Below are 25,623 nucleotides of genomic sequence, written 5' to 3'. Positions count from 1 at the left end.
CTAGCCTCGGTCGGTTCCACGACCGAGGTGTATAACGGATGACGAGGATTGCGCTACTCAGAATCAACTGAAGCAACGGAGCCGCCAAAACGTATGACGCCGACGATTACCATCATAAATCCAGCGATAGTCCCTTCCTCGGCTCCTAACTGATGCGCCTTCGCCACGCCAGCTCCGTGGCATGGCATGGATATGTCGGAAGGAGACGGAGCTGTCATTGGTGGCAAAAGCAAGGCTGGATCTTTCCGAATAGAACCCACCCAAACAACCTGTTCGGTTTTTCGCGCTTATCACAGAAAGCGCGCAGTCCTACTTCGGTTCCGAAGCTAATAGGAGCACTGGAAATGACTCGCGAACCGACCGCCATCGTATCCCACCCGGGCGAAGGTCATATTGTCGAAGCGTTCGGCACAAATATTCTGAGGATCAAATCTCCGCAGACGCAAGGCGCGACGTCGGTAATAGAGGTCGTGTTTCCGGCAGGCGCGGCGACTCCGCTACACGTTCATCAGCACGAGGACGAAATGTTTCGGATCCTCTCCGGACGTTTCGGCTTTTGGTGTGGCGAGAAGTACGAAGAGCTTGACGAGGGCGGGATCATTTTCCTTCCCCGCAACATAGCCCACCGCGTAAAAAATGTCAGTGCATCGGACGGACGAGTCATGGTTGTCCTGACTCCCGGAGGGTTCGAAGAATTCTTCGTTCGCGTCGCGGGAGGCGGTGATCCTCAAGCCGCGGCTACTGATTTTGGTTTGAAGTTTCTGTGAGAAGGTGTGCGAATGTCGACAAACGCCTCCAGCGTACTCATCGCCCATGAACACATCGGCTTTCTCGCAAGCAAGTTGGCAGAGCGCTACCAGGTATTCAAAGCGTGGGAGCCGATCTCGCAAAGTGCACGACAGGAAATCACGGCAATGATCGTCGCGGGAGAGGTAGCGCTCCCGAACGAATTCGTCACGTCTTTTCCGAACCTCCGGCTTATTGCGTGCTTCACGACCGGCTATGATGGCGTGGATGTCGCTTGGGCGGCATCGCATGGCATTGAGGTAACCCACGCGGTCGGGGCGAACAACGAGGATGTCGCCGATCACGCTCTGGGTTTATTGATCGCTTGGCAACGTGACATCATCAAGGGAGATCATCTTGTTCGGACGGGCGGCTGGGATCCGAAAGTTAAGAACATCACCCGCTCTCTCGAGGGTCTTTCTGTGGGAATTGTCGGGATGGGAGCAATAGGTCGGGCAATTGCTGATCGTTGCATTCCATTCCGAATGAACGTCCAATGGTGGGGGCCGCGTGCTAAACCGGAGGTTCCCTTCGAACGAGCCAACGATTTAACGTCACTGGCAGCAAGCAGCGACGTTTTGGTAATAGCGAGCCGCGCGGAAAGCACCAATCGACATATGATTGATCGGTCAATCCTGGAGGCACTGGGGCCTGAAGGTCTGCTCATCAACGTGGCGCGTGGGAGCTTACTAGACGAGGAAGCACTGATCGACGCGTTACGATCGTATCGCGTTGCCGGGGCGGCACTCGACGTCTTCGAGAACGAGCCGACCGAGCCGGGAAGATGGCATGACGTTCCGAATGTTATTCTGACTCCTCACACAGCCGGCGCGACGAAGAGTGTTCTTCCTAAACTAATCGGGCAACTTCAATCTAACTTGGACGCTTATTTTGCGGGGGAGAGTTTGGTGACCCCCATTGCGGCCTGACCCCTCAGGCAGCCTCAACACCGGTACCGGTACCTTCGCTGAATGCAACGGATAGCGCTTTGGCAAGGAAAGAAACAAAATGCCGGATCTTTGCCGTGATGTGGCGGTTGGCCGGATAGACTGCATGTATCGGGAGATCGGCCGATTTCCATTCCGGTAACAGATGCACCAAGGAGCCGGTTCGCAATTCGTTACGCACGACATATTCGGGCAGCAGCGTTATGCCGGCCCCTGCCCGCGCTGCCTCGCGCAGGCTGATGCTGTCATTTGTTTCGAGACGTGGGGTGAATTGAACGGAACAGTGCTCGGCATCCGCTGTTCTCACAAAACGCCAGTTCTGTCCCCAACTCAAAGGAAGAAAATGGAGGCACGCGTGAGCGGAGAGATCGCTGGGATACGCAATCTCACTGGCGTGAGCGAGATAGTCAGGAGACGCGCATAATACTAGGCCACACGATGCCAATTTTCTTACGATAAGCGTGTCCGCGAGTTCCATTGTTCCCCTGATGGCGATATCGAACCCCTTTTCAACGAGATCGACCGGCTCCAGCGACAGGTCCATGAAGATGTTGAGGCCAGGATTCTGCAGAAGATAATCCGCGATCATCGTCGCTAGGTATTGCTGGCCGAGGTCGGGAGAAACAGATAGACGTATCGTACCTATCCGCTCGTCCTGATAAAATTTGGCTTCACGCTCGGCCTCCTTGACCTGAGCCAGTAGTCCGGTAAGCGCGTTCCTGTAAACGAGCCCTGCCTCGGTCAGTGCAACATTTCGGGTAGTACGTTGAAGGAGCCTCACGCCGAGCCTTTGCTCCAGCTCCTGTATTTGTGTCGTAACCGTTGCTCTCGACACCCCAAGCGCTGTTGCCGTCCGGGAAAAATTCAGGGTTTCCGCAAGCGATAGAAAGACCGACAAACCAGCCAGCGGATCATTGATCTTCATATGAGAACCACTCGTTGTGTCGTGAACGCGATTTTTTGGGAGCGAACCATGCAGGACAAGCCGCAGAGGGAACGGCGAACGCCGTTCCCTCCCACAAGCCGAACGTTCTGCCTTACGATTTGATAAACGCGAGGATATCGGGATTGATGACGTCCGCGTTCGTCGACAGCATGCCGTGAGGATAGCCTGGATAGACCTTCAGAGTTCCGTTCTTGAGATATTTGACGGCGAGCTTGGCGGAGTCTTCGATCGGAACAACCTGATCGTCATCTCCATGAAGTACCAGAGTTGGAACGGTGATAGCCTTGAGATCGGCGGTTTGATCCGTTTCCGAGAAGGCCTTAATGCCGTCGTAGTGCGCCTTCGCGCCGCCGATCATGCCTTGTCGCCACCAGTTTTGGATGAGACCCGGATAAACCTTGGCGTTGGGACGGTTGAAGCCGTAGAACGGCCCGGACGCCACATCCATGTAGAACTGCGCGCGGTTGGCGGCGAGCGCCTTGCGATAGCCGTCGAAGACTTCGATCGGCGTTCCGCCGGGGTTGGAGGCCGTCTTCACCATGAGAGGCGGAATTGCGCTGACAAGCACCGCTTTGGCGACGCGGCCCTGCTTCTGGCCGAACTTCGCGACATACCGAGCAACTTCACCGCCACCCGTCGAGTGGCCGATATGAACCGCATTCTTGAGGTCGAGATGCTCGTAGACCGCCGACGCATCTGCCGCGTAGTGGTCCATATCGTGTCCGTCCCAAACCTGGTCGGAGCGGCCGTGACCTCGTCGATCGTGGGCGACAACGCGAAAACCCTCAGCCAGGAAATAAAGCATTTGCGTGTCCCAATCGTCGGATGACAACGGCCATCCATGATGGAAGACTATCGGCTGCGCGTCCTTCGGACCCCAGTCCTTGTAAGCGATCTTCACGCCGTCTTTTGTCGTAACGAAATCCATTGTCGAGTTTCCCTTCTTTACCTTGGTTTCGGCGGCCGACGCGAAAGTCGGTACCGCCATTGCTGCCGTCAGCGCCACTCCCGCGACGAGTGCGTCGCGGCGGCTGATTTCGAATCCGTTGCTCATGTCTTGTTTCCTTTGGTTGCCGTTATCGTTCATGCCAGCGAAACGGCCGGACTGTCGGAACTGCAGCGGTCTCCTCGCTTTCGGAGGCCTCCCGCCGCATGCCGGACGCGCCATTGTTTCGGCGTGACCCCAGTGTGCCTTTTGAACACCTTCGAGAAATGCGCTTGGTCTGTCAGCCCACACGCCGGAGCGATCTGACACAGTGGTTCATTGGACTTTTCGAGGAGCCGCTTCGCCGCTGCGATTCGTCGTGAGAGTACGTAGTCGTACGGTGGCCTGCCGAAGGTCGCCTTGAACCTTTTGGAGAAGCGACTGGCACTCAGGCTCACTTGCTTGCCCAGCTCCCTTACGCGCAGACCGGAGTCGATATGATCTTCGATGAAGGTTTCGATTTTCCTGACCTGCCAATCCGCGAGTTCTTCCCCCCAAGGACATTTGGGTCGGCCTACAGGTGTTCCGTGCCGGGACGGAGACACGTCTGCGTCGTCGAAGGTTTCATCCTGAGATACATCGTCGATTGATCTCAGAGAAAGTGTGACCCCTTCAGTCATATTCGTATCCTCGCTGCAAATTTGAACGCGAGGTTGGTTCAAAGCGAACGCAGGGGCCAGTTAAGCTATGTTAAGAGGCGTTATCCCCGTGTTGCGGAAGGCGTCACAAATTTGTCTGCAAGAGTTTCCGCCGGAAAACTACAATACTGCTTCCGGAGATACCCTTATAAACGATAGGCCTCGTCGCCGAGGATAAACCCACCTATCCCAATGGTCAGTTGCAGGCGAGACCTACGCACGATTGCGCCGATCGCCTCCCCCATGATCCCATGCGCCTGCTCCGCACACGGCAATGTCGCCGGCGGATTCTGGGGCAAGATTGTGACAATCAGCAAGCACATAGGCAATCTGGACAAGGTGACACCCTTGTCTTTCAAGGGCTTTGAGCTCGACGTTCGCCGTCGCAAGCTGACATATCGCGGCACCCCTGTGGCGATCGGCTCTCGCGCGTTCGACATCCTGTGCGCCTTGGCGCAGCGGCCGGGAAATATTGTGGGCAAAGGCGAGATTATTTCATTTGTTTGGCCTGATACCCATGTCGACGAAGGGGCGTTGCGGGTGCATCTGAATGCACTGCGTAAAGCGCTTCGCGCTCACTGCTGCGAAGAACTTGTGGTTAACATCGCCGGGCGCGGCTACTCTTTGGCATCCGAGATATCTCATGCACAAACAACAAAGTCGGATCTGGGTTTCACCACCCGACTTCCATGGCTGCCGTTCAACCTTATCGGACGCGCAGAGCTTCTCCATCGCTGGACCGGCGAGGAACAAGCCAGGGGAAACACCATCGTCGGCGCGGCGGGCATCGGCAAGTCCTCAATGGCGATAAGCTTGGCTAGGGCCATATCCGACGACTTCGACGCGGTATTCTACGTAGATTTGTCTCGTGCATCGACGTCGGTTATCCCTGAAATCGTTTCGTCCATGGGCCTTCCCGACGATGTTCTGGATGTATCGGAAATCTGTCGGGTTCTTTCGTCTTGCAAGGTGCTTCTGGTTCTCGATGGATGCGACCGCGATCGCGATAATATTGCCGTCGTTATTGACGAACTCTTGTTCTGGACGCCGGGTTTGCATGTCATCGCTACCGCTCTGGAGCCGCTCGGCTTCAGGGGGGAACGTATTAAAGTCCTACGGGGACTGGCGACGCCTTCCTCGGCGGCACGAGAAGAGATAGTGGCTTCTCCGGCAGTTTCCCTTTTCATATCCGCGGCTGGCGAATTTGACGACCTGGCGTTCCAATCGGATAAAGTGCTGCAGCTCGTTGCCGAAATAGTGCGGTCGCTTGGCGGAATTCCTGCTGCGATCGAGTCGGTAGCCAGAGAGCTTCGCTCGTCAACGATCGAGCTTATTCACAAGACTGTTGTCAAGCATGCGTCGCATGTTGAACAGGCTTGCATTTTTTCATTGGGGTCCGATCTAGCCGTGACGACCGAGGCTCCTTTCGAGCGCAATTTATGGTCCGCGTCGTTCGGCAGGAGAACCATAAGGCCGTCCCCAGTAGTCAAGTCAACGCCGACGCACGAGTTGGTTGAAGGCCTCCATGACCGGCGGAGCGGCTACCGCTTCCTACAAACCGTCATCGCTTCTGAGGTATCACATAACGTCGTCGCGTTGAGAAGCGGAAGACCGCCTCCGCCATCCTTGCTGGGGGAGCGACGACGGCAAAACCATTTAGAAGAATCTCCAATTAATCCTATATGAATTATGCGTTTGTCAACTGGCAGGCGCAAGCCAATATTAGACCTGCTGACTGCGACCACCTCTCGGTTTTCCCATCTTGCGGGAGTGCCCCGAGAGGCAAGACGCGTCCCAGGCGTCCCTCTCTGCCGGGTAGGGCCGCTCCACGAACCGGAGTTAAAAACATGTCACTCGACGTTGCCTTCAGAGGGTTGCGCGAAAAGACGCGCGGCAATTCTCTTTTCTGTTCTTCAAGCAAGAAGATTCAAAACGCCGTGCCGATCGTCGCGCTGGTGGTTGCCATCCTGCTATGGGGGGCCAACTGGCCGGTCATGAAAATCGGGTTGCATCATGTGACACCGATATGGTTCTCCGCTCTGAGGTTCGGAACCGGCGCGCTGACTCTTTTTGTTGTCCAAGCTGCCCGCGGTCAAATCCATTTTCCCAAACGAGGTGACTTGCCCTTCATCGCCTCGATCGGAATGCTTCAGATGATCGCATTCACGGTCCTCGGAGCGATCGCAATGACGCACCTGCCAGCGGGTCGATCAGCGATCCTCAGCTACACGACACCGCTTTGGGTGGCCCCGGCGGCCGTGCTGTTCTTCCACCAGCATCTGAGCAAGAACAGCGTTGTCGGCATCGCGGTTGCGGCGATCGGAGTTGCCATCCTGGTCAATCCCGAAGCGATTGACTGGAGTGATCCCGTCGTTCTCACGTCGAACATGCTTTTGATCGTCGCATCGATGTGCTGGGCCGCGTGTATCCTACACCTGAGGTACTTCAAATCTCCGTCGGATGCGTTCGCCTTGGCACCGTGGCAGATGCTCGCCGCGACGGTCGTTCTGGTTCCGCTCGCTTGGATGGCCGAAGGTAATTTTACGGCCGATAATACAATAACGTTTTTTGAAACGACGCTATTCGTCGGACCGATTGCTACGGCGTTTTGTTTCGTGGCCGTGAACGCAGCAAGCAGTTGGCTTCCGGCTACGACAATGTCCACCGCCATGCTCGGGGTTCCCGCGACTGGCGTGGCACTGTCGATTTTGTTCCTTGGAGAGAGTCTGACAATGACATTGGGAATAGGCACGTCAGCGATTGTCGCCGGGATTGTCCTCAACACGATCCCACAAACAAGAACCAAAGATCGTAGGTTTACAGATCAATGAAAGCCGTCGGATTCTACCGAAATCTCCCCATCGCCGATGACGAGTCCCTCGTCGACATTGACCTTCCGATCCCGGTTCCGCAAGAGCGCGACCTGTTGGTCAAGGTCAAAGCCGTTTCCGTGAATCCCGCTGACGTGAAGCAGCGGCAAAACTCGACGCCGGCCGATGGTGCCGCGAAGGTCGTGGGGTATGACGCGGTCGGTACAGTGATCGCGGTAGGCTCCAATGTCAGCCTTTTCAAAGCGGGCGACGAAGTCTTTTACGCGGGTGCAGTCAACCGCCCCGGAACATACGCCGAATATCATGCTGTCGATGAGCGGGTCGTGGGTCGAAAGCCACGGACCCTTACTGATGTCGAGGCCGCCGCGCTTCCTCTCACCTCCCTTACCGCCTGGGAGTTGCTTTTCGACAGATTGAAGGTGCCATACGGCTCAAAGCGTGGTGACGACGCCATTCTGATTATCAACGGCGCGGGCGGCGTCGGCTCTATTTTGATCCAGATGGCACGCCGGCTAACAGGCTTAAACGTCATTGCCACGGCGTCTCGCCCAGAGACAGTGGAGTGGTGCAGAGCCATGGGAGCGCATCACGTGATCGACCATCGGCAACCGCTTTCGGAGGGGCTGAAATCAGTTGGGATTCCCGATGTGCGCTACGTCGCGAGCCTGACAGCCAGCGACCAGCACCGAGACGCGATACTGGAAGTACTCAAGCCGCACGGTGCTATGGCGCTTATTGACGATCCTGCGTCATTCGACATCGTGCCGTTCAAGCGAAAGAGCCTGTCCGTTCACTGGGAGCTTATGTTCACGCCGACGTTGTTCCAGACCCCGGATATGTCTGAACAACATAAGATTTTGACTGAGGTTTCTGCGCTCGTAGAAAGCGGCGTGCTGAAAACAACGATGCACGAATACATGGGCGCTATCAACGCCGCCAATTTGAAGAAAGCCCACGCGCGGCTCGAAAGTGGCAAGGGCATCGGAAAGACAGTGTTGAGCTACTAGATTAAAAGGAACGACGATGAAACGATATATTTCCGCCCTCGCTGCCTCCGCAGCAATTGCACTGCTTGCTGCGACACCGGCTTTGGCAGACGAACTCCGGACACCGGAGACAATCACGACGTTCGACAACGCTATGCCGACGGGCGTCACGGTCTCGGCAAAAGGACGTATATTCGTCAATTACCCGCGTTGGGGCGATGACGTCCCTTTCACCGTGGCTGAGGTCGTGGACGGCAAAGCCGTTGCGTTTCCCGACGCCGAATTCAACAAGGCAGATCCCAAAAATCCGGCCGCAAGCCTGATCAGCGTTCAGAGCGTCGTGGTAGACCCCAGGGACCGGCTCTGGATCCTCGACACTGCTGCACCCGGCTTCCAAACACCGATCGCGGGCGGACCCAAACTTGTAGCGATCGACCTCCAGACGAACAAGATCATCAAGACGATCGTGTTTCCGTCCAACGTGATCCTGCCCTCAACCTATGTGAACGACGTGCGCTTCGATTTGAGCAAGGGGACCGAAGGCGTAGCCTATGTCACCGACTCTTCGCTCACCGGACCAGGCGGGATCATTGTTCTTGATCTTGCGACGGGGAAGGCCACGCGGCGGCTATCCGGCCACCCCTCGACTTCGGCGGAAAAGGATTTCGTCGCCGAAATCGACGGAGTCAAGATGCTGGCTCGGCCCTCTGCGGGCGTCGCGAAGCCTTTGCATATCGCGAGTGACGGCATAGCTATCTCCCACGACGGGGCCTCGCTTTACTTCTCTTCGGTTTCCGGACGCCATATGTACTCAGTACCCACTGACGCTCTGCGCGACGAGTCGGTAAGCGAGGCTGCGCTCGGCGGCATGGTCCGTGACCTGGGTCTCAAAGGAGCTTCCGATGGACTCGAGAGCGACGACAAGGGACGCGTTTACGGCGGCGATTACGAAAACCATCGGATCCGCATGTTGGAAAGTGGAAAGTGGCATACTATCGCCGAAGATCCGTCGATACAGTGGCCGGACACTCTATCTGTGGCAAATGACGGCCACATGTACTTCATCGTCAATCAACTTGATCGGCAACCCGGCTTTCACGAAGGAAAGGACCTGCGCGTGAAGCCCTACAAGTTGCTCAGAATCAAAGTAGATGGTGGCCCCGTCCTCCTGAAATGAGATCGATCGGCCCCGGCTACCGCCGGGGCTTATACATTGCGAGGCCGGTGCATCAGTTATGATGCACCGGCCTCGTTTGTCATTGGGGTGCTTGCAACACCTTGGTGACGATGCGCAAAGCGGTTGGTCCTTGCCGGGCCTGAACTTTCGTTCGTAAAAAAGCAGAACCCTTTGTGCATTTCGAGGCTTCGTCGAACCGTTGAGAGAGCTTCGCGCTCGCGTATAAGGGAGACTATAGCCTCATGACCTATACTAACCGCTTTGTCGGCATCGACATATCGAAATCGTCGTTCGACATCTGTGTGCTTCCCGACAAGCACTCGGCCAGCTTCTCCAACGATGCTGGCGGCATTACCCGGTTCATCGCCTTTGTCGCGCGGCTGGATGGCGTCGAGCGCCTGGTTCTGGAGCCTACTGGCGGTTACGAGCGCGACGTCGTGAATGCGCTGCTGGCCGCTCATCTGCCGGTCGCCAAGGTCAATGCCAAACAGATCAGGCAGTTCGCGCGTGCCTGCGGCCAGCTTTCCAAGACCGATGGGATCGATGCATTCGTCCTGGCCGACTATGCCAGACGCATGGAAACCAAGGTTCTCGCGCCATCCTCGCCGGCACAGGCGAGGCTGATCGATCTAGTGTCGCGCTATAGGCAGCTATCGCACATGATCGTGCAGGAGAAGAACCGGCGCGAGAAGCTCGGTGCTCAGACCGATGCCAGGGCAAAGGCGTGGATCGAGGAGACACTTGCATTCTTGATGCAGCAGCGCCAGTCGGTGGTCGATGCAATGGAAGCCTGCCTCAAGTCGGACAAAGACCTTGCCGGCAAGGCGCGCGTTCTCATGTCCTTCAAGGGCATCGGACTGCGAACCGCATGCTTCCTGATCGCCGGGCTTCCCGAACTCGGCCTGATGAACAAGGGGCAAATCGCCAAGCTGGTCGGCGTCGCGCCGATCAACCGCGACAGCGGCCTGATGCGCGGCAAACGCATGATCGCCGGCGGAAGAAAGCCGGTTCGAGACGCCCTTTATATCGCCGCCTTACCAGCCATCCGATTCGATCCCCGCATGAAGGCAGTCTTCGAAGCCCTGAAGGCTAAGGGCAAACCCGGAAAGGTCGCTCTCATCGCTGTCATGCGCAGGATCATCATCATTCTCAACGCTAGAATGCGCCACCATAACGCAACGATGCTTGACGCATAACACCGTTGCTTTTTTGTTGAAGGGGCCCCTGATGTCAAAAAGAGCTGCCGCAAGGGTTGGCAGCTCAGGACATTCGCGACGGACAGCCCGCCCGGTTCCGTATCGCCGCCCTTTCTTGAGGCCGAGCGATGGCTCCAGCTAGCCCATCCTTCACGTCTCGCCAGCGGCGGGTATGTCAAGCGACACCTCGTCCCCGTGCAGCCTGCTTTTCAGGCTGATGCTTCCGCCCAGAGCCTCAATGGTCGCTTTTGTCAGCGCGAATGCCAACGCGATATCGGCGCTGCTCGAGCAGACGATATCGGCCGTTGAGGTGCATTGAATTCTGGCGACGGTTGTTCTGACATTGAGACGGACATACCCACTACGGATTTGGGTCAACTCAATAGCGATCGCCCTCGTCGATGAACGTTCAGCCGGCGGCTCAAGGTATATTGCGAGGATGTCAGATAATATATGACTGAGTTCACTTCTGTTCGTCAGCACCGCGGGAAGATCATCGACTTGACTTACATCCAGAGCAACGTCGGTCGTCCGGAGTTTCATAACCAACGACGATAGAGCCTCCTGGATAATGTCCGGGAGCCGCACTTGCTCAACCGTGAAGGGCGCTGAATTCAGAAATGACCTTGCTCGAAGGGCAATGTTATTCAGCCGCTCGGAACTCGAGACGATCCGTTCCGCCGCAGCCACCGCGTTTGGGATTTCCGGCGGACTCATTCTTAACCAACGAAGGCAAGATTGCGCGTTCAACAGGAGAGCGCCCAGCGGCTGAGCAAGCGCATGGCCCATAGAGGCCGAAAAAGCTCCGGCTGTCGCTATTCTCGTAGTTCTAGCATGCTCGGCTTGCAGAGCTCTGAAATGAGGATGCAGCGAGAACTCCGCCGTCAACTCCATCACGGCAACGACGACGCGCGGGTCTCGCGCCTCATTCCATTCCGGGAAGGTGAAGATGACGCTGACACTCAACGGATCACCTGAGCCCGAGGCGACCACGCAGCGACCCTCGAAACGCGGTGCCCCGACGAAAACGGCCTGCAGCAACTCGCGGAGCGGAAAGCCTTCACTTACATAAAGAGAGGCGATGGCAGATGACGCCTCCGGAAAAGTCTGAACGTCGAGAAACCTCAGGGAAGAGAAATTCACCGAGGTCGTCTTGATCTTAGTGGCGAGCGAGGAAACCAGCGAGTCTCCATGATATCCCAAAGCCCGGTCGAGATCGTTATGTCCCTCCCCTCTCAACTCTGAGAAGTGTTGTAACAGTTCTCCGAAGTCCTGTTCCCATAGGGGTACGCCGCTTCCATTGAACAGCGCCCTATAGCGGATTTCGTTTGATTTCGCTTCGTCCCTCGAGGCAAGCAGAAGCTGTCGCTGCAAATATGAATCGTGAAGGGCGGTGGCCGTGACGGAAATCGCGGCGAGGCTGGCCACCAATCTGAGGACTGGCGCGAATCCGTTTGGACTATGGTGATTGATGAGAAAGGAGAGCAGTGCGAATCCTGCGAACGCTGCGGCCGAAAACCATATCGTCTTCCCCGCAGCACGCTCGTGCATCAAGATCAGCGGTAGCACATATAGAACCGCAACAGCGCTCTCGAGCGGGCTGATCGTATCTAAGAGGAAAATGAGAGCGGCCACAACCCAGCCACCGAACACTACCGCCTTGTTTGGGAGACCCAGCAGGGTACCTGGAAACTTCTTCACTCTGTCCGTCCTTTGCTATGCAGGACGAAGAGTTAGTGCATTGATTGGCTGCCGGTCGTTCGACATCGCACGAAAATCTCGACACCCACCTTGGGGCGAATAGCACCTAGCCTCATAGACAGTAACGAGCATTTGACGGAAACGATATTGTCGAGTGGTCAAACCACGGAGACATTCAATGCCAACAGAACGCGCGCTGACCACGCGGAATGCCCCACTTGCAACTCCCAGTGGCCTTCCCCTCAACGCCACGTCGGAAATCGCCGCGGCCCTCACAATGCTGCTTGCCGATACTTTTGCACTTTATTTGAAAACGAAGAATTTCCACTGGCACATGAGCGGCCCGCATTTTCGCGACTATCATCTAATGCTGGACGATCATGGCGAGGAGCTATTCGCGATGACGGACGATATCGCGGAGAGAGCAAGGAAAATCGGCGGGACAACGATACGCTCGATCGGCCATATTGCGAAGCTTCAGCGTGTCCGAGATAACGACGCGGAGTACGTGTCGCCTCAGGATATGCTCGCCGAGCTGCACAGGGACACCTTGGACCTGGTCACATCGATGCGGGAAACCCACGACGTAACAAACGACTACAACGATGTCGCTACGACCAGTCTTCTCGAAAATTGGATCGATCAGGCGGAAAAGCGCGCCTGGTTCCTTTTCGAACTTACCCGCGGCTGAGCGCGTCAGGCATTCGATCCGTATCCCAGGGAGCCCTTTTCGATGACAGTTGAAGCCCAATCCCAGAAAGACCCTCCGGTCAAACTTGAAGACAAGGAACAAGACGAGTTTCTGCAGGAAGCACTTGAAGAGACCTTTCCTGCAAGTGACCCGATATCTCCCGGTCATCCATCGCACGCCAAACCGCCGGCAAACCGGCTAGAGTGATATCGAAGCTTACAGCGTGGTCGCCGGACCTGGATCGGTACGTCGGCCAACCGTTTCGGGGGCCGGGGCTGGAAGTTCCGCCCGCCTCCATTCAGCAGGTGTGAACCCGCTGAACCTCTTGAAAGTCGTTGAGAAGTGCGCCTGGGAATCGTAGCCCAAGCCAAGCGCGATGTCGACAATTCTTTTGGTCGTTCCCAGAAGCTCTCGCTTGGCTTCCTCTATTCTAAGCATCGTTACGTATTCATGAGGGCTATAGGAGGTGGCGGCCTTGAATGCGGCGGCAAAATGCATTCTCGACAATCCAGCTACGCCGGCCATATCCGCGAGCTTTACACTATTGCTCAAGTTTGCCTTGATGTGGTTTTCAACGCGCTTGAGCCTCCATGCGGGGAGACTACGCACTCGCGGGGCACCGAGGTCCGGATCAAATACTGCCAAGAGAAAATCTCGAGCGACAGATGGTCGCTCTTTCCAGGTGACGGCGAGAAAGCGCTTGCCGAAATTCTCGATGTGATCTCCCCTCACGGTGAACTCAACATCCCCTCGATGTAGGGCCGCATATTTCGCGCCGGCGAGAGTGACCGCATCAACAAAATGGCTTTTTTCGAAAGGCAGGACAAGAACGTCGCTGCGCGACAGGATATCGGCCGCGCGGATATGGTCCGAGCCGAAAACCTTCGCCGTGCCCGCTGACATGCCCCCATCGAAATCGATCTCGCCGTCCTTGTAAATTCTGATATTGCTGTCGGCGAGCGCGGTCAGCAGGACGATCTTCTCCGAAGGGAAGCGGAGCTCTCGGAAAATCCGACCGGAATGGTTCATCAGCCTCATAGCGCCTGCGGTCAAACAAGAGGTTGGTGCATCGATAATCGGGTGCCCATTAGCGATTGAGGACTTGTTTGTCAGCTTCGCAGTCACAGCTTGCCTCGTCTCCGATTGAGCGACGGAATACGCGCAAACGGATGATGCGCGACTACGCCTTCGATCGGACATGGCGGGCCTTGAACCGAACAGATGTCAGCGCGGCGCGGTTAACGTAGAGAGGCTTCGCGGCCCCAGATGAACTGAAGGACATCTCACCAGTTGGGCTCGCCTTCGGAGAGGCGTCCCGGTTTAACCGGGACGCCGAATGGCTAACGCTTCGCGGCCTCGGCAAGCTTGTCAGTAGCGGTATCGGTCGTCCACACCGCATTCGCAAACCACCTGAAGTTAACCAGAGCAGCCAGATAGGCGTCCCCTTCAGGGAGTTTGCTTCCTGCCGTAGCATCGCGAATAACTCCGACTTCGAAGCCGTGTTCAACGAAATGCCGCAGATGCGACTCGACGCAAAAATTGGCTGCCATTCCGGCCAGAATAACCTTGTCGACGCGTTTCTTTCGCAACTGAAAAATCACGTCGTTGGTCTGTGGCCCGGCGATCTTGTGCGGAGAGCAAACGATGGTTTTGCCATCATCAATGTACTGCTTGTATTCCGGCATCCAGTCTGCGCCGGAGCCGTCGAATCCTTCTAAAGACAGCGGATCCCGCCGATCGAACATCCGGATTTTGTGCATCAAGGTCTCGCCGGTCGCGGCGAAGTCCCAGCGATGGTCGAATGGATAGTAGTAGTGCGGCGAGATGACGACATCGATGCCCGCACTCTTTGCAACTTCAAACAACCTCCCGATATTTTCAACGGTGTTGTGCTCGCGGATGCTATCACCGAAGGCTCCCCACGCCGCGCCCTTGGGGCTGAGGAAGTCGATCTGCGGGTCGGTGATGACTAGCGCCGTTGTCGCGATGTCGATATTCATGTCGATCTGCGGCAAAGCCGGGCTTTCCGGATCGGCGTACGCCGGCGGTATCACACTCTTGTTCATGGTATTCCCTCCTTGATTGCCGATGCGATATTAGCCGCAGCATCTAGCGACGGTTATAGCACTCTCCGGTAGTCGGGATTAGCCATAGGGATAGACACTCATTCGCGCCTCCAGAAGAATTTCGAATTGTTGTTATCGCAATTATGCGTTTGTTTAATCATGCTTTGCGCTTCATGCTCCGCCCTCTTGCGAGGATAGGGATATGCGAGCACTGGTTCTGAATTCTCACGGCGGCGTCGAAAACTTTTCCATAGAGAATATTGAGCGTCCGGATACCGGGCCAGGGCGAGTGCTCGTGAAGGTCGCATCTGCATCGTTGAACCAGATCGACATCAAAATCAGGCATGGGCTCCCGATCGGGCCCGATTTGCCGGGCGTCTTGGGTTGTGATTTCGCAGGTGTGATCGAGGAGGTCGGCAGTCAGGCGGGCGACTTTTCGGTCGGCGACGAAGTCTTCGGCTGCGCCGGCGGAGTGAGGGGGCATGGGGGCAGCCTCGCGGAATATATAGCCGCTGACTATCGGCTCGTCGCGAAAAAGCCCCCTCGATTGACGATGCGCCAGGCCGCGGCGTTGCCTCTTGTCTCGATCACTGCGTGGGAGGCAATCGAAAGGGCCCGTATTTCCTCTTCCGATCATGTTCTTGTGCACGCCGGAACAGGTGGAGTGGGGCACATCGCTGTCCAGCTTTCGAGGCATGCGGGAGCGAGGGTTACGGCAACAGTGGGCGACGAGGCTGGTGCCAGCCTCGCAAAAAGCCTCGGCGCGTCGGACGTCGCATTTTATCGCTCGGAGGCTCCGAGCGATTATTCAAAGAGACTTACAGGTGGAAAGGGCTTCTCGGTTATCATCGATACAGTGGGAGGCGCTAACCTTGAACGATCCTTTGAGGCCGCCAGTCTCAATGGCCGGATTTCAACGACGACTTCGCGGGTTAAGGCGGACCTTTCGCCTCTACATGCAAAGGCCTTGTCCTTAAATGTCGTCTTCATGCTCTTGCCTATGCTCTCCAATGTCGGAAAAGAGAAGCATGGTGCGATCCTCCGGCAAATTGCCACGCTGGCCGACCATGGCCATCTCCGCCCATTGATCGACCCCAACCATTTCACTCTGTCCAGCGCGGCCAAGGCTTATGAATACCTCGAAGGAGGAGCAGCCAAAGGGAAAGTCGTCATCGACATCGAGTCACAGGCGGCATAACAGCAGGATTTTACAAGACTCTCACAATCTTTCGGGTCCACGTCAGGACAGAAACAACGCGAGAACAAGAAGTGGAAAAGCACATGGTGGACGCCGTAAGAGTAGGACATATCGATTTATCGTTCCACGACGCCGCCGCGCGCGAGGTAGAGGCCATCCTCACGCGGCATGGCCACACGATCGAGCGCAGCGCCGCACCGCACGAGAAGATGTTCGAGAAGATCGGACGGAACGAGGTCGACATCCTTTGCTCGGCCTGGCTGCCGGCAAGCCACGATATCTATCTAAAGCCGATCGAGGACCAAGTTCGGAAAATCACTGTTCTTTACGAACCCTACTGCATCTGGGGCGTCCCCGATTATGTCTCCGAAGCAGATGTCGGCTCTGTTCCCGACCTGCTCTCCGAGCCAGCCCTCTCGAAAATGGAGCGGCTGATCCAGGGAATCAATCCGGGCGCAGGTATCAGCCGTTTCTCAAAGGAGATCGTGAAGCAGTACGGATTGGATAGCGTCGGATACCATTTTGAGACAGGTTCTGAGGCGGACTGCTTCGACAGGTTCGAGAATGCGTACAGGGAAAAGCGGTGGGTCGTTATTCCCCTCTGGCATCCGCAGTATCTTCACTACAGATATTCGATCCGCGGCCTCTCCGAGCCAAAGGCCCTTCTCGGCGGCGCAGATCAGGCGACGCTCATCGTCCGGCGTGACGCAGAAGCTCGCATTGGCGAGCAAGCGCTTTCCGAGCTGTCGGATCTCTACCTCGGAAATGCCAAGGTGAGCGAACTGGATGACCGTATCAGGCACAACCAATAAGATCGCATCCTTGCCTCTTTATTTTCCCCCGCTAAAGTGCCGACCTTGATTACTCTCTCGGGACAAGCGATGCCTTATCAAGATCTGGAGATCGACCTTCTTCGAGCTTTCGTGGCGGTGGCCGAGACCGGAAGTTTCACCGCTGCGGCTGACGTCGTCGCGCGCTCGCAGTCTGCGGTGTCCCAGAAGGTGCTTCGCCTGGAAGAGATACTGCAGCGTAAGGTATTCGAACGTAGCAGCCGCTCGCTGACGCTGACGAGGGACGGCGAGCGGATGCTTGTTAGCGCGCGACGAATGCTGGAGCTGAACGATTCGATCATGCAGGAGATGACACAACCTCCAGCCATCGGATCGATCCGAATCGGCATTTCGGAAGATTTTGTGCCCTATCAACTTCCCAAAGTCGTTGCCCGCTTCGCACGTGTTTATTCGGGAGTTCATCTCGATTTAACAACGGGACTCAGCGGGGATCTGCTTCAGGCCTACGACGAGGGGAAGCTCGACGCTGTGATAGCCAAACGGGAAGGAACAGCGCCACGCGGAAGGGTGATATGGCGGGAACCCTTGGTCTGGATGGCGTCGAAAGACTACGAACTGGATTTCACGCGCCCGGCGAAGCTGGTTATGCTTCGCTCGCCGTGCAGCTATCGCGACATCATGGTGGCGGCACTAGACAGCGTGCGGCGAGAGTGGGTCGCGGTCTGCACGGCCAGCAGCCTAATGGGCATCCAAGCTGCCGTCGCGGGTGGCCTCGGCGTTACTGTTCTCGCCCGCTCTTTTGTGCAGGACGATATGCAAGTTCTACAGGCTCCGGATCATTGGCCGGCTCTGCCGATGACAGAAATCGGGGTACTCGGCGAAGACGGCCCGGGAGGGCACATTGTCGAGGCGGTCGTCGCCTATTTGACGGAATATCTGTCTCGGCAGTCGGGTCGGTACGGGCAATGACATAGCCGCTAGAGTTCCCGTACCGCCGGATCGAGACGATCGTTTTGTTTGAAGCGGATCATAAGCAACACACATTCCTCGTCATCCAACGTCCCGGATCTATGCCCGGTGTTTCCGTCTATGGTCGCGGTCCCGAGGTCAGCACCCCAATGAATCTCGCCGGGGCCCATCTCCACGCGCTTCCCATCCTGGGTCTCGATAAACCAGCGTCCCTTCAGCGCGACAACCCACTGCGGTCCAGGGCTCTCGTGCCATTCGCCCGTCCAGCCCGCCGGGAGAATCGTAAACAGGACGGAGTCGAGATCGCCCTCGAAAACTTTCATCCAAAGCGGCGCTGCTTTACCACCAAGACTCCTTTCCACAAATCCGTTCAAGCACGCTTCGCTCAGCGTGCTACGCCCGTCGGCCCCGGTCACGAGGGTGAGGTGCCGAACGCCGTGTGATCGTTTAGACAGGTGAGAGGTCATAGCACCCGATCTCATTTCACCTGCCCGATTTGCTTCAGGAAGGTCAAATTGTCCTCGAGATGCCAATTGTCGGTCACCTTGCCCTTCTGCACCCTCAGAATATCGGTTGCGATGAAGTCAACGGTTTGCCCTTGTCCTTTCGTGCTGCCGAACGCCCCGGAGAAATGACCCGTGAATCTGAGATGCGATACGACTCGGTCCTTGGCATAGATTCGCTGCACAACTTCGACTTGGAGATCCGGCACCGCGGTGCTGAAGGCTGCGTAAGCCGTGGAAGGGCCGGTTGGCCCCTGTGGGCGACCTGGCGGAAGGGTGTGATCGACGAATGCAGGGGAAAGGGCTTCGTTCAAGAGCGCAGAGCTTCCGTTGACCCAAAATCCATAGAAGGCGGTTGTCGGCCGTTCGACGCTGGACAACTGCTTTTTGCTCATCCCGTCGGCAATGATGACAGACTTGGGTCGTGTCATGGCGATCGCCGCCTTGTCGGAAATGTCCGCGGCTGATGCGGCCGACGGCGCAGTCATAGCGAGAATCATCAAAGTGTAGACAACCGATGGGCGGCGATCGAGGATGGTTTTTTCGAACATCGTCGCGTATCCTTTGCATAATTTGTTCGGAGCGTGTCTGCGGGAGGCAGGGCGCATTGATTATTTGTTGGGACACAATCTACACATCCTCGGAATGCCGACCATTGGCCACTGGTCCACGACGCCCCATCCATTTGTCACCCCCCCCTAGCCCTTGGTCTATGTATTTTTGCACGTATCTGATCCGTTAAATGTCAAAGTCACCTTGTAGATCAGGGAAACTTGGCCCAAAGTCCGGATGGCCTCAACGAGAGTATTGAAAAGACCGTGACCCTTCATCGCATGAACAGGCTAGGCAGAGGCGGCCGGCGGGTCACTAGGAGACAACGTTTTGCGGACGCCGCCTGGAGTAATGCGAAGGAGCTATTCCTTCTGATTGACGTGTGCGGGAAGATCGTTGACGCAAACCCGGCGTTCCTACGTGAGGTTCGGTCGGATCGAAATCTCAATGGTCACTGGATAGAAGATCTGTTGGATCACCATTCCGCCAAGAAATTCGTTGCTTCCTGTAGAAAAGCCGTCGAGTGCAAAAAAGAACAGCAGTTGACGGCAAGCTTTCTCCATGCCGGGTCGAAAAGCTTCTCTTGGAGAATCAGCGCCGCGTCGCACCGCAATGCTATCGCAGTAGGCTCGACGGAGCCAGATTCCGTGGAGACGGACATTGACGACCTTTACCAGTTGCTGGACCTGAGTAACGACGCGATCGTTGTTCGGGAACTGTCGGGTAACGTCCTCTTCTGGAATGGTGGTGCCGAGCGGCTATACGGGTACACCCGTCAACAAGCGATCGGACGTAAGCTGTCTACCCTCCTGGATGCGGATAGCAGTAGCGATCTTCACGCGGTTGGAACGGCGCTCTTGCTGAGTACAGGCTCCTGGAAAGGGGAAATTGCTCAGCGGACCGCCAGCGGGATCGTCATCAAAGTTTCCTGCAGCTGGACGCTCAGCGAGAGAGATGGGTCGTGCCGAGTCATCGAAATATGCTCGGACATCACGTCCGCTTCGAAAACCAAGGAAGCGCTCGACAGAAGTGAAGCCCGGTTTCGATCGATATTCGAGAACAACTCGGTAGCTTTGCTCGAAATGGATTTCACCCGGGTGATTCAAGAGCTGGCTGCCGCGCCGGGCTTGGCGGATTCTGTCCGGAACCGTCCGAACGAGATTGAGAAAAATATCTCCCAAGGACTTCTCGCACAGATCAGGATCAACGACTGCAATTCGGCGGCAGTGCGCATGCTCGGACTTTCGCACAAGTCGGAGGTCCTCGGCGGGGCGCAGCGCTGGATCAGCGCCAGCGACTGCAACATCCCCGCCATGTTGAAGGCGCTGCTTGAGCGGGATTCAATCTTCGAGGATGAGTGCACGATCCGCGGTGCCGACGGCGAGAGTCTGACCGTCGCGATCGGCTTTTCCTTCTCCGCTAAGGACTTCGAACTAGACAGGATCCTCGTAGCGGTCCTCGATGTGACCGGCGCTCACGAACACCGGGAAGAACTGACGCGAGCACATTTCAGGCTGGCGAAGGAGGGTCGCGCCGCGGCAGTAGGCGCGTTCTCTGCCTCGATTGTTCATGAACTGAACCAGCCCCTCGCCGCCCTGTTGATGAACGTAAGCGCGAGCATAAGGTGGTTGAACCGCCCCGAGCCAAACATTGACGCAGCACGCAACTCCGCGATGCATGCGAAGATTGAGGGCGAGCGAGCGCGATCCATTCTGGAGCAGACAAAGGCCAGGATGACCACGGAGCGCATGAAAGTGATCCGCTATGAACTTCCGGAGCTGGTCCGGAATACGGTGACCATTCTTGCGCGTGACCTCGAGGCCGCAGATGTAGAAATCGACGTGAAGATCGCGCAGGACATCCGCGAGATGGTGGGCGATCCGGTCGGAGTGCAACAGGTGCTCGTCAACCTGATCAACAACGGCATAGAAGCGATGACGGGAGTAATCGTTGACAAACGCCTTACGCTGACCGTCGCCCCCGCAGAGCATGGGTTCGTCAGGCTCTCGGTCAGCGATACCGGGCACGGGATAGTTCCGGAAAGCGAGGGCCACATCTTCACGCCCTTTTTCACGACCAAACCGTCGGGCATGGGGATCGGCCTGGCGATCTGCGTGTCGATCCTGGAGATCGCCGGGGGATCGCTTTCCGCCAGGAACAACACCGACCGGGGTGCGACATTCGACGTTATTCTTCCAGTCAGCTCTCCGGAAACAGGTGAAGCGCGCCGATGACCGAGAACACCGACTGCATTAGTTCCCGCTCTTCCACCGGTTTGACCAGGAAATATCTAGCGCCGCTTGCAATCGTTTTCTTCATCGTGGCCTGATCGTTTTGAGACGTCACGAAAATTATTGGCAGTGCGGGGGCTATCTCTCGCAAAATCGATTGTAGTTCCGTACCCATCAGTCCCGGCAGGCGCTGGTCGAGGATCAGACACCTGCATAGAACGCCATCCTCGGACTCGAGGAAGTCTTCGGCCGACGAGTACAACCGTGTCCCCAGCCCATATGAACTGATAAGATCGCCGTAAGCGATCCGGACACCCGCGTCATCCTCGACGATCGCGACGTCCAGTCCGTCAAGGGGTTCTGTCTCCCCACCGGCACGTCTCGCCATGTATACGGCCCATCCGCTATTCGAACGCCAGCTTCAAGAGTAGTTGAGGATCTCGGCCTTCCGAACCAAATCCGCCAACGATCGAGCTTGCATTTTCCGCATTACGTTGCTGCGATGAAGTTTCACGGTAACTTGGCTTATCCCGAATTCCGCAGCTATCTGCTTGTTCATAGACCCGTTGACCACGGCTTTCATAACCTCACGTTCGCGAGGCGTCAGGCTGTCGAGAAGCTTTTCCAGCGCCGTTCTCGACTGGCTTTCCTTCCTCAGCACCTCGTCGCGCTCGATCGCTCCGGCGACGGCATCGATCAAGTCCTGGTCCCTAAAAGGCTTGGTCAGGAAATCGATCGCTCCTGCCTTCATCGCGCGGACCGACATCGGAATATCGGCATGCCCGGTCATCACGATCACAGGAATCCTGTTGCCATCCCTTTGTAGGGCAGACTGGAAATCCAATCCGCTCATGCCGGAAAGCCGGACGTCCAAGACAAGGCAGCCGGCGGATAGAAGATCATCGCTAGCTTGAAGAGCTTTCGGCGACTCGTAAGCCACTGCTTCTATGTCGACAGATTTTAATAGATCGACTAGCGCTCGCCTTATGTCCGGGTCGTCGTCGATTATTCTGACCACGGGCGCGTACGAGGAGACAGGAATGTGCTGCATGGACTACCTCAAGTCAAACCGTCTCGGATGAGTTTCGGTCGGCGACGTTAATCAAGCCTTCGGCTCGTTGAACAGGCGCGATCGAACCGCAGGGCTATCCACTCGCACGCAACGGCGGAATGCAATCGTTCGACCGACGCCAGCACGCAGGCATCGTGAGATTAAACTCTTTTGCAAGGGCCGCAACCTATTCCTGGGGATAGGGTGGCGTGGGAGATTGGATACTAACCTCAAGGCGAGTGCCGCCGATACCTTGATCCCAATTTCTGTCGAACGAATCCACGCGTACATTTCCGTGGATGATCGTCGGCTGTCGGCGGTCGAACCGCAGGAGGCCGCATTGGCACCGAAACTGGCACAAATCTCTCCCGTCATCCTTTCACTCGAGGCTGCGAGATCAATCACGGACCGCGCGATCGAAAAAGTGGCCGAGGTCGGCATACCCTACACTATCACCGTTCTCGACGGCTCCGGAAATCTGGTTCTGTCTACACGCATGGACGGTGCGGCCCTCGCGTCGCTGGAAAGTTCGGCCGCGAAGGCCCGTACCGCCATTTTCTTCGGGACTGCCACCAAGGACCTTGCCGGAGCCGTCGCGAGCGGCCAACCGCTGGCCACTATCGAGACTTCGATGCGCCAGCCGTTGGCATTCGTTTCGGGTGGCGTGCCTATCCGCGACGCTGACGGGGTCGTGATCGGCGCGGTGGGAGCGGGCGGCGCGGCTCCCGATCAGGACCACGTGGTAGCGGAGTATGCTGCCGCTTCATATGCGGTATAAGGCATGCCCCCTGCAACGCACCTCCGGAAACCGGATTTGCTGACTGGTTTCGCTCAGGTTGGCCATTCCGACCAGGGTGGCCGACCTGACGCGATGCAGATTCAATACTGGCGCGACCACGTATACGTCGGACATCTGTTCAGCGGCGGTTTCTCGGTCATAGATGTCAAAGACCCGAGCAAACCGACTGCTCTGGAGTTCCATGCTGCGCCATTGAATACATGGAACATTCATTTGCAGGCTGCGGATGACCTGCTGTTGGTCATCCACGCGAAAGACCTCTGGAAAGAATTTGATGTAGAGACCAGCTACTACTCTGGTTCGCTGGGATCGAGGCTTGCCGGCTTGCGGGTTGAGTGGAGCGCGGGCGTTGCCATTTATGATATCTCTAACCCTTCGAGGCCCAAGCAAATTTCGTTTCTGGGAACGACGGGGGTCGGGGTTCACCGGCTTTGGTATTCGGGCGGGCGATATGCTTATGCATCGGTGCTTCCGGACGGTTATTCCGACTATATCCTGAAAGTGATCGACTTGGCCGATCCGACGCGTCCACAATGGCTCGGGAGCTATTGGCTTCCGGGCATGCACGCGGCGGGAGGTGAAAAGCCGGCGTGGAACGCCTCTCGCTGGCGCTACGCTCTTCATCACGCCATCGTCTCGGGTGGCAAAGCCTACGCCTCATGGCGGGATGGCGGATTGAGCATCCTCGACGTGAATGACCCTCACCAACCTACGTCGATCGCGCACCGCAATTGGTCGCCCCCTTTCGGTGGAGGAACACACACGGCCCTACCCCTACCCGGCCGTGAACTCCTGATTGTCGCGGACGAGGCCACGGCCGATAATCTGGCGGACGGACTCAAGCATGTTTTTATTTTCGACATACGCCAGCCTGACAACCCGATCAGCATATCCACGCTGCCAACGCCGAGCGAGTTGGACTACGCCTCCAAGGGACGTCATTTCGGCCCTCATAACTTGCATGAGAATCGTCCCGGCAGTTTCGTGTCGGAATACATCGTATTCGCGACCTATCAGAACGCAGGTCTGCGAGCCTTCGACATAACGGACGCTTTTGCTCCCAAGCAGATCGGAGCGTTCGTACCAGCAGCACCCGCTCGGCTTGTCGATCCGCGACCAGGCGGAATTCCGGTCATCCAGACCGCCGATGTTTACGTGAGGGCAGACGGAATCGCTTTCACGACCGATTACAACGGCGGCTTGGACGTCGTCGAATTCACTGGCCAATAGGGCCGCTACCAAAGGAAACCATTATGAAGGCTATCGGATACTACGCCTCAACACCCGGCAACCAATTGTTGGATTTAGAGGTGCCCCCACCCGAGCCCCGTCCAACCGACATCATTGTGCGTGTCAAAGCGGTCTCCATCAATCCGGCGGACCACAAGATAAGAGAACGCGTGTCGCCCGAGGGAGGCGCGGTCAAGGTGTTGGGTTTCGACGCCTCGGGTGTCGTGGAGTCGGTGGGGACCGCCGCAACACTGTTCAAACCCGGCGACGAGGTCTTTTATGCCGGCGACATGACGCGCAATGGGACAAATGCCGAACTCCATGCGGTCGACGAACGAATAGTCGGCGTCAAGCCGAAATCTCTCGACTGGGCCCAGGCGGCCGCCATGCCCCTGACCTCGCTGACGGCTTGGGAGGTGCTGTTTGATAGATTGAAAGTGCCCTATGGCAACATGTCGCACCAGGGTACGCTCCTAATCATCAACGGAGCCGGTGGTGTGGGGTCGATCCTCATACAGATCGCCTCGTTGCTCACCGGCCTCAAAGTTGTCGCTACAGCCTCTCGCCCGGAGACCGTCGAATGGGTGACGCAGATGGGCGCGCATCACGTTATCGATCATCACAAGCCGTTCCGGCCGCAACTCGAGGCGCTCAGCATCAGCCAGGTCGAATACGTCGTCGGGCTGACGGGCACAGATAAACACCTGCCGCAGATTTACGACGTCATTGCTCCGCAAGGTCATGTCGGTGTTGTTGACGATTCGCCCGCGCTCGACATCGCGTCGTTTCAAATGAAAGCCGTCACCTTTTCTTGGGAGCTGATGTTCGTTCGGCCAATGTTCGCGACGTTCGACATTCTCCAGCAACACAAGATTCTCAATCAGATCTCCAGGCTGGTCGATCGCGGTTTGCTGAAGAGCACGATGACTTCGTTTCTCAGCCCGATAAGCGCTGCCAATCTTGCCAAGATCTATGAGCTGTCGAGCTCCGGCAAAGCTATCGGAAAAACGGTACTAGAGGGTTTCGAGTGATTACGAAAAAAGAGGAAGGGCCGAAATGCACCTAAACTACCACGTCGCGCCGCACGAAAACGGGTGGGCCTACAAACTGGGCGACGTCTGGTCGGAGACTTTTCCGACGCACGGCGATGCGCTGGCCGCCGCGCAAATTGCCGCGGAACGCCAGCAAGTCGCTGGCAAAGATGCCCACATCGTGTATGAAACAACTGACTACCGCTGGAAGGCGGAAGATGTTCTCGGCACTGATCGGCCGGAGGTTGAAGTGCTTGACGATTACTCCGGCGCTGCATAGGGCCGAGAATTACGTCCGGGCGGTGTTCCATGCGGTCG

At 56.8% G+C, this 25,623-nt stretch carries 27 protein-coding genes and 1 pseudogene; 17 read left to right on the top strand and 11 right to left on the bottom strand.

Features of this window, described 5'->3' with window-relative positions:
* Positions 1-58: 58 nt before the first annotated feature.
* Positions 59-179: pseudogene (locus tag I8E17_RS34180) on the bottom strand (LrgB family protein); the annotation flags it as partial.
* Between the two features lie 165 nt (positions 180-344).
* Between I8E17_RS34180 and I8E17_RS34175 the strand changes: the two are divergent.
* Together I8E17_RS34175 and I8E17_RS34170 are read left to right on the top strand one after the other, a co-directional pair.
* On the top strand, positions 345-767 hold the full coding sequence (locus I8E17_RS34175) for a cupin domain-containing protein (protein ID WP_162750920.1): 423 nt from the start codon (positions 345-347) through the stop codon (positions 765-767).
* A 12-nt stretch (positions 768-779) separates the two neighbouring features.
* The gene (locus I8E17_RS34170) at positions 780-1,715 is read left to right on the top strand and encodes a 2-hydroxyacid dehydrogenase (protein ID WP_112803243.1); all 936 of its coding nucleotides are present in this window, start codon (positions 780-782) and stop codon (positions 1,713-1,715) included.
* A 4-nt stretch (positions 1,716-1,719) separates the two neighbouring features.
* On the opposite strand, the gene I8E17_RS34165 is transcribed toward I8E17_RS34170, so the two are convergent.
* From I8E17_RS34165 to I8E17_RS34155, 3 genes are all read right to left on the bottom strand, one after another.
* Complete coding sequence (locus tag I8E17_RS34165; protein ID WP_113366877.1) at positions 1,720-2,658, bottom strand: LysR family transcriptional regulator; 939 nt, start codon at positions 2,656-2,658, stop codon at positions 1,720-1,722.
* Between the two features lie 112 nt (positions 2,659-2,770).
* Positions 2,771-3,733, bottom strand: a complete 963-nt coding sequence (locus I8E17_RS34160; protein WP_113366878.1) for an alpha/beta hydrolase — start codon at positions 3,731-3,733, stop codon at positions 2,771-2,773.
* A gap of 29 nt (positions 3,734-3,762) precedes the next feature.
* Positions 3,763-4,284, bottom strand: a complete 522-nt coding sequence (locus I8E17_RS34155; protein WP_113366879.1) for an AraC family transcriptional regulator — start codon at positions 4,282-4,284, stop codon at positions 3,763-3,765.
* A 321-nt stretch (positions 4,285-4,605) separates the two neighbouring features.
* Between I8E17_RS34155 and I8E17_RS34150 the strand changes: the two genes are divergently transcribed.
* From I8E17_RS34150 to I8E17_RS34130, 5 genes are all read left to right on the top strand, one after another.
* Positions 4,606-5,988, top strand: coding sequence for a winged helix-turn-helix domain-containing protein (locus tag I8E17_RS34150; protein WP_162704066.1), 1,383 nt, complete (start codon positions 4,606-4,608; stop codon positions 5,986-5,988).
* 161 nt (positions 5,989-6,149) lie between these two features.
* Entirely contained in the window at positions 6,150-7,133 is a 984-nt protein-coding gene (locus I8E17_RS34145; protein WP_112803251.1) for a DMT family transporter, read from the top strand.
* On the top strand, positions 7,130-8,140 hold the full coding sequence (locus tag I8E17_RS34140; protein ID WP_112803253.1) for a zinc-binding alcohol dehydrogenase family protein: 1,011 nt from the start codon (positions 7,130-7,132) through the stop codon (positions 8,138-8,140). Before I8E17_RS34145 ends, I8E17_RS34140 begins: the two co-directional genes overlap by 4 nt.
* Before the next feature lie 16 nt (positions 8,141-8,156).
* Positions 8,157-9,296, top strand: a complete 1,140-nt coding sequence (locus I8E17_RS34135) for an L-dopachrome tautomerase-related protein (RefSeq protein WP_112803255.1) — start codon at positions 8,157-8,159, stop codon at positions 9,294-9,296.
* A gap of 242 nt (positions 9,297-9,538) precedes the next feature.
* The gene (locus tag I8E17_RS34130) at positions 9,539-10,492 is read left to right on the top strand and encodes an IS110 family transposase (RefSeq protein WP_229002335.1); all 954 of its coding nucleotides are present in this window, start codon (positions 9,539-9,541) and stop codon (positions 10,490-10,492) included.
* Between the two features lie 150 nt (positions 10,493-10,642).
* Here I8E17_RS34130 and I8E17_RS34125 read toward each other — a convergent pair whose 3' ends face one another.
* Entirely contained in the window at positions 10,643-12,193 is a 1,551-nt protein-coding gene (locus I8E17_RS34125) for a hypothetical protein (protein WP_113366880.1), read from the bottom strand.
* A 178-nt stretch (positions 12,194-12,371) separates the two neighbouring features.
* Here I8E17_RS34125 and I8E17_RS34120 point away from each other — a divergent pair, with 178 nt between their 5' ends.
* Positions 12,372-12,884 (top strand): DNA starvation/stationary phase protection protein, encoded by a 513-nt coding sequence (locus I8E17_RS34120; protein WP_113366881.1) that lies wholly within the window; start codon positions 12,372-12,374, stop codon positions 12,882-12,884.
* Between the two features lie 42 nt (positions 12,885-12,926).
* Complete coding sequence (locus I8E17_RS34115) at positions 12,927-13,091, top strand: hypothetical protein (protein ID WP_219511886.1); 165 nt, start codon at positions 12,927-12,929, stop codon at positions 13,089-13,091.
* Between the two features lie 9 nt (positions 13,092-13,100).
* On the opposite strand, the gene I8E17_RS34110 is transcribed toward I8E17_RS34115, so the two are convergent.
* Together I8E17_RS34110 and I8E17_RS34105 are read right to left on the bottom strand one after the other, a co-directional pair.
* On the bottom strand, positions 13,101-13,913 hold the full coding sequence (locus I8E17_RS34110; protein WP_162750921.1) for an AraC family transcriptional regulator: 813 nt from the start codon (positions 13,911-13,913) through the stop codon (positions 13,101-13,103).
* A gap of 311 nt (positions 13,914-14,224) precedes the next feature.
* On the bottom strand, positions 14,225-14,950 hold the full coding sequence (locus tag I8E17_RS34105; RefSeq protein ID WP_113366883.1) for a cysteine hydrolase: 726 nt from the start codon (positions 14,948-14,950) through the stop codon (positions 14,225-14,227).
* A 202-nt stretch (positions 14,951-15,152) separates the two neighbouring features.
* On the opposite strand from I8E17_RS34105, the gene I8E17_RS34100 reads away from it, so the two are divergent.
* The 3 genes from I8E17_RS34100 (at position 15,153) to I8E17_RS34090 (ending at position 17,908) form a co-directional block, all read left to right on the top strand.
* Entirely contained in the window at positions 15,153-16,148 is a 996-nt protein-coding gene (locus I8E17_RS34100; protein WP_113366884.1) for a zinc-dependent alcohol dehydrogenase family protein, read from the top strand.
* A 71-nt stretch (positions 16,149-16,219) separates the two neighbouring features.
* Positions 16,220-16,960 carry a glycine betaine ABC transporter substrate-binding protein gene (locus I8E17_RS34095; protein WP_307777831.1) on the top strand — a complete coding sequence of 247 codons (741 nt, stop codon included), beginning with the start codon at positions 16,220-16,222 and terminating at the stop codon, positions 16,958-16,960.
* 69 nt (positions 16,961-17,029) lie between these two features.
* A complete protein-coding gene (locus I8E17_RS34090) occupies positions 17,030-17,908 on the top strand; it encodes a LysR substrate-binding domain-containing protein (RefSeq protein WP_112803512.1) in 879 nt (292 codons plus the stop codon).
* An 8-nt stretch (positions 17,909-17,916) separates the two neighbouring features.
* On the opposite strand, the gene I8E17_RS34085 is transcribed toward I8E17_RS34090, so the two are convergent.
* Positions 17,917-18,282 (bottom strand): cupin domain-containing protein, encoded by a 366-nt coding sequence (locus tag I8E17_RS34085; protein WP_229002334.1) that lies wholly within the window; start codon positions 18,280-18,282, stop codon positions 17,917-17,919.
* A gap of 104 nt (positions 18,283-18,386) precedes the next feature.
* On the bottom strand, positions 18,387-19,019 hold the full coding sequence (locus I8E17_RS34080) for an ester cyclase (RefSeq protein ID WP_229002333.1): 633 nt from the start codon (positions 19,017-19,019) through the stop codon (positions 18,387-18,389).
* A gap of 414 nt (positions 19,020-19,433) precedes the next feature.
* Here I8E17_RS34080 and I8E17_RS34075 point away from each other — a divergent pair, with 414 nt between their 5' ends.
* Complete coding sequence (locus I8E17_RS34075; protein WP_162704068.1) at positions 19,434-21,197, top strand: ATP-binding protein; 1,764 nt, start codon at positions 19,434-19,436, stop codon at positions 21,195-21,197.
* On the opposite strand, the gene I8E17_RS34070 is transcribed toward I8E17_RS34075, so the two are convergent.
* A complete protein-coding gene (locus I8E17_RS34070) occupies positions 21,163-21,582 on the bottom strand; it encodes a response regulator (protein ID WP_112803272.1) in 420 nt (139 codons plus the stop codon). The genes I8E17_RS34075 and I8E17_RS34070 overlap by 35 nt on opposite strands.
* A 33-nt stretch (positions 21,583-21,615) precedes the next feature.
* On the bottom strand, positions 21,616-22,245 hold the full coding sequence (locus I8E17_RS34065; RefSeq protein ID WP_112803274.1) for a response regulator transcription factor: 630 nt from the start codon (positions 22,243-22,245) through the stop codon (positions 21,616-21,618).
* Between the two features lie 217 nt (positions 22,246-22,462).
* Here I8E17_RS34065 and I8E17_RS34060 point away from each other — a divergent pair, with 217 nt between their 5' ends.
* The 4 genes from I8E17_RS34060 to I8E17_RS34045 are packed head-to-tail and all read left to right on the top strand — an operon-like array spanning position 22,463 to position 25,585.
* Positions 22,463-23,023, top strand: a complete 561-nt coding sequence (locus I8E17_RS34060) for a heme-binding protein (RefSeq protein ID WP_162704069.1) — start codon at positions 22,463-22,465, stop codon at positions 23,021-23,023.
* Positions 23,024-23,059: 36 nt separating this feature from the next.
* Positions 23,060-24,274 carry a hypothetical protein gene (locus I8E17_RS34055; protein ID WP_307777830.1) on the top strand — a complete coding sequence of 405 codons (1,215 nt, stop codon included), beginning with the start codon at positions 23,060-23,062 and terminating at the stop codon, positions 24,272-24,274.
* A 23-nt stretch (positions 24,275-24,297) separates the two neighbouring features.
* Positions 24,298-25,305: a zinc-binding alcohol dehydrogenase family protein gene (locus I8E17_RS34050; protein WP_112803279.1), complete on the top strand. Its 1,008-nt coding sequence runs from the start codon at positions 24,298-24,300 to the stop codon at positions 25,303-25,305.
* A 25-nt stretch (positions 25,306-25,330) separates the two neighbouring features.
* Positions 25,331-25,585, top strand: coding sequence for a DUF2188 domain-containing protein (locus tag I8E17_RS34045; RefSeq protein WP_112803280.1), 255 nt, complete (start codon positions 25,331-25,333; stop codon positions 25,583-25,585).
* Positions 25,586-25,623 lie beyond the last annotated feature (38 nt).

It is taken from the genome of Rhizobium sp. AB2/73 (assembly GCF_020871915.1).
Lineage (GTDB): Bacteria > Pseudomonadota > Alphaproteobacteria > Rhizobiales > Rhizobiaceae > Rhizobium > Rhizobium dioscoreae.
This window is presented reverse-complemented; position numbering and strand designations above follow the sequence as displayed.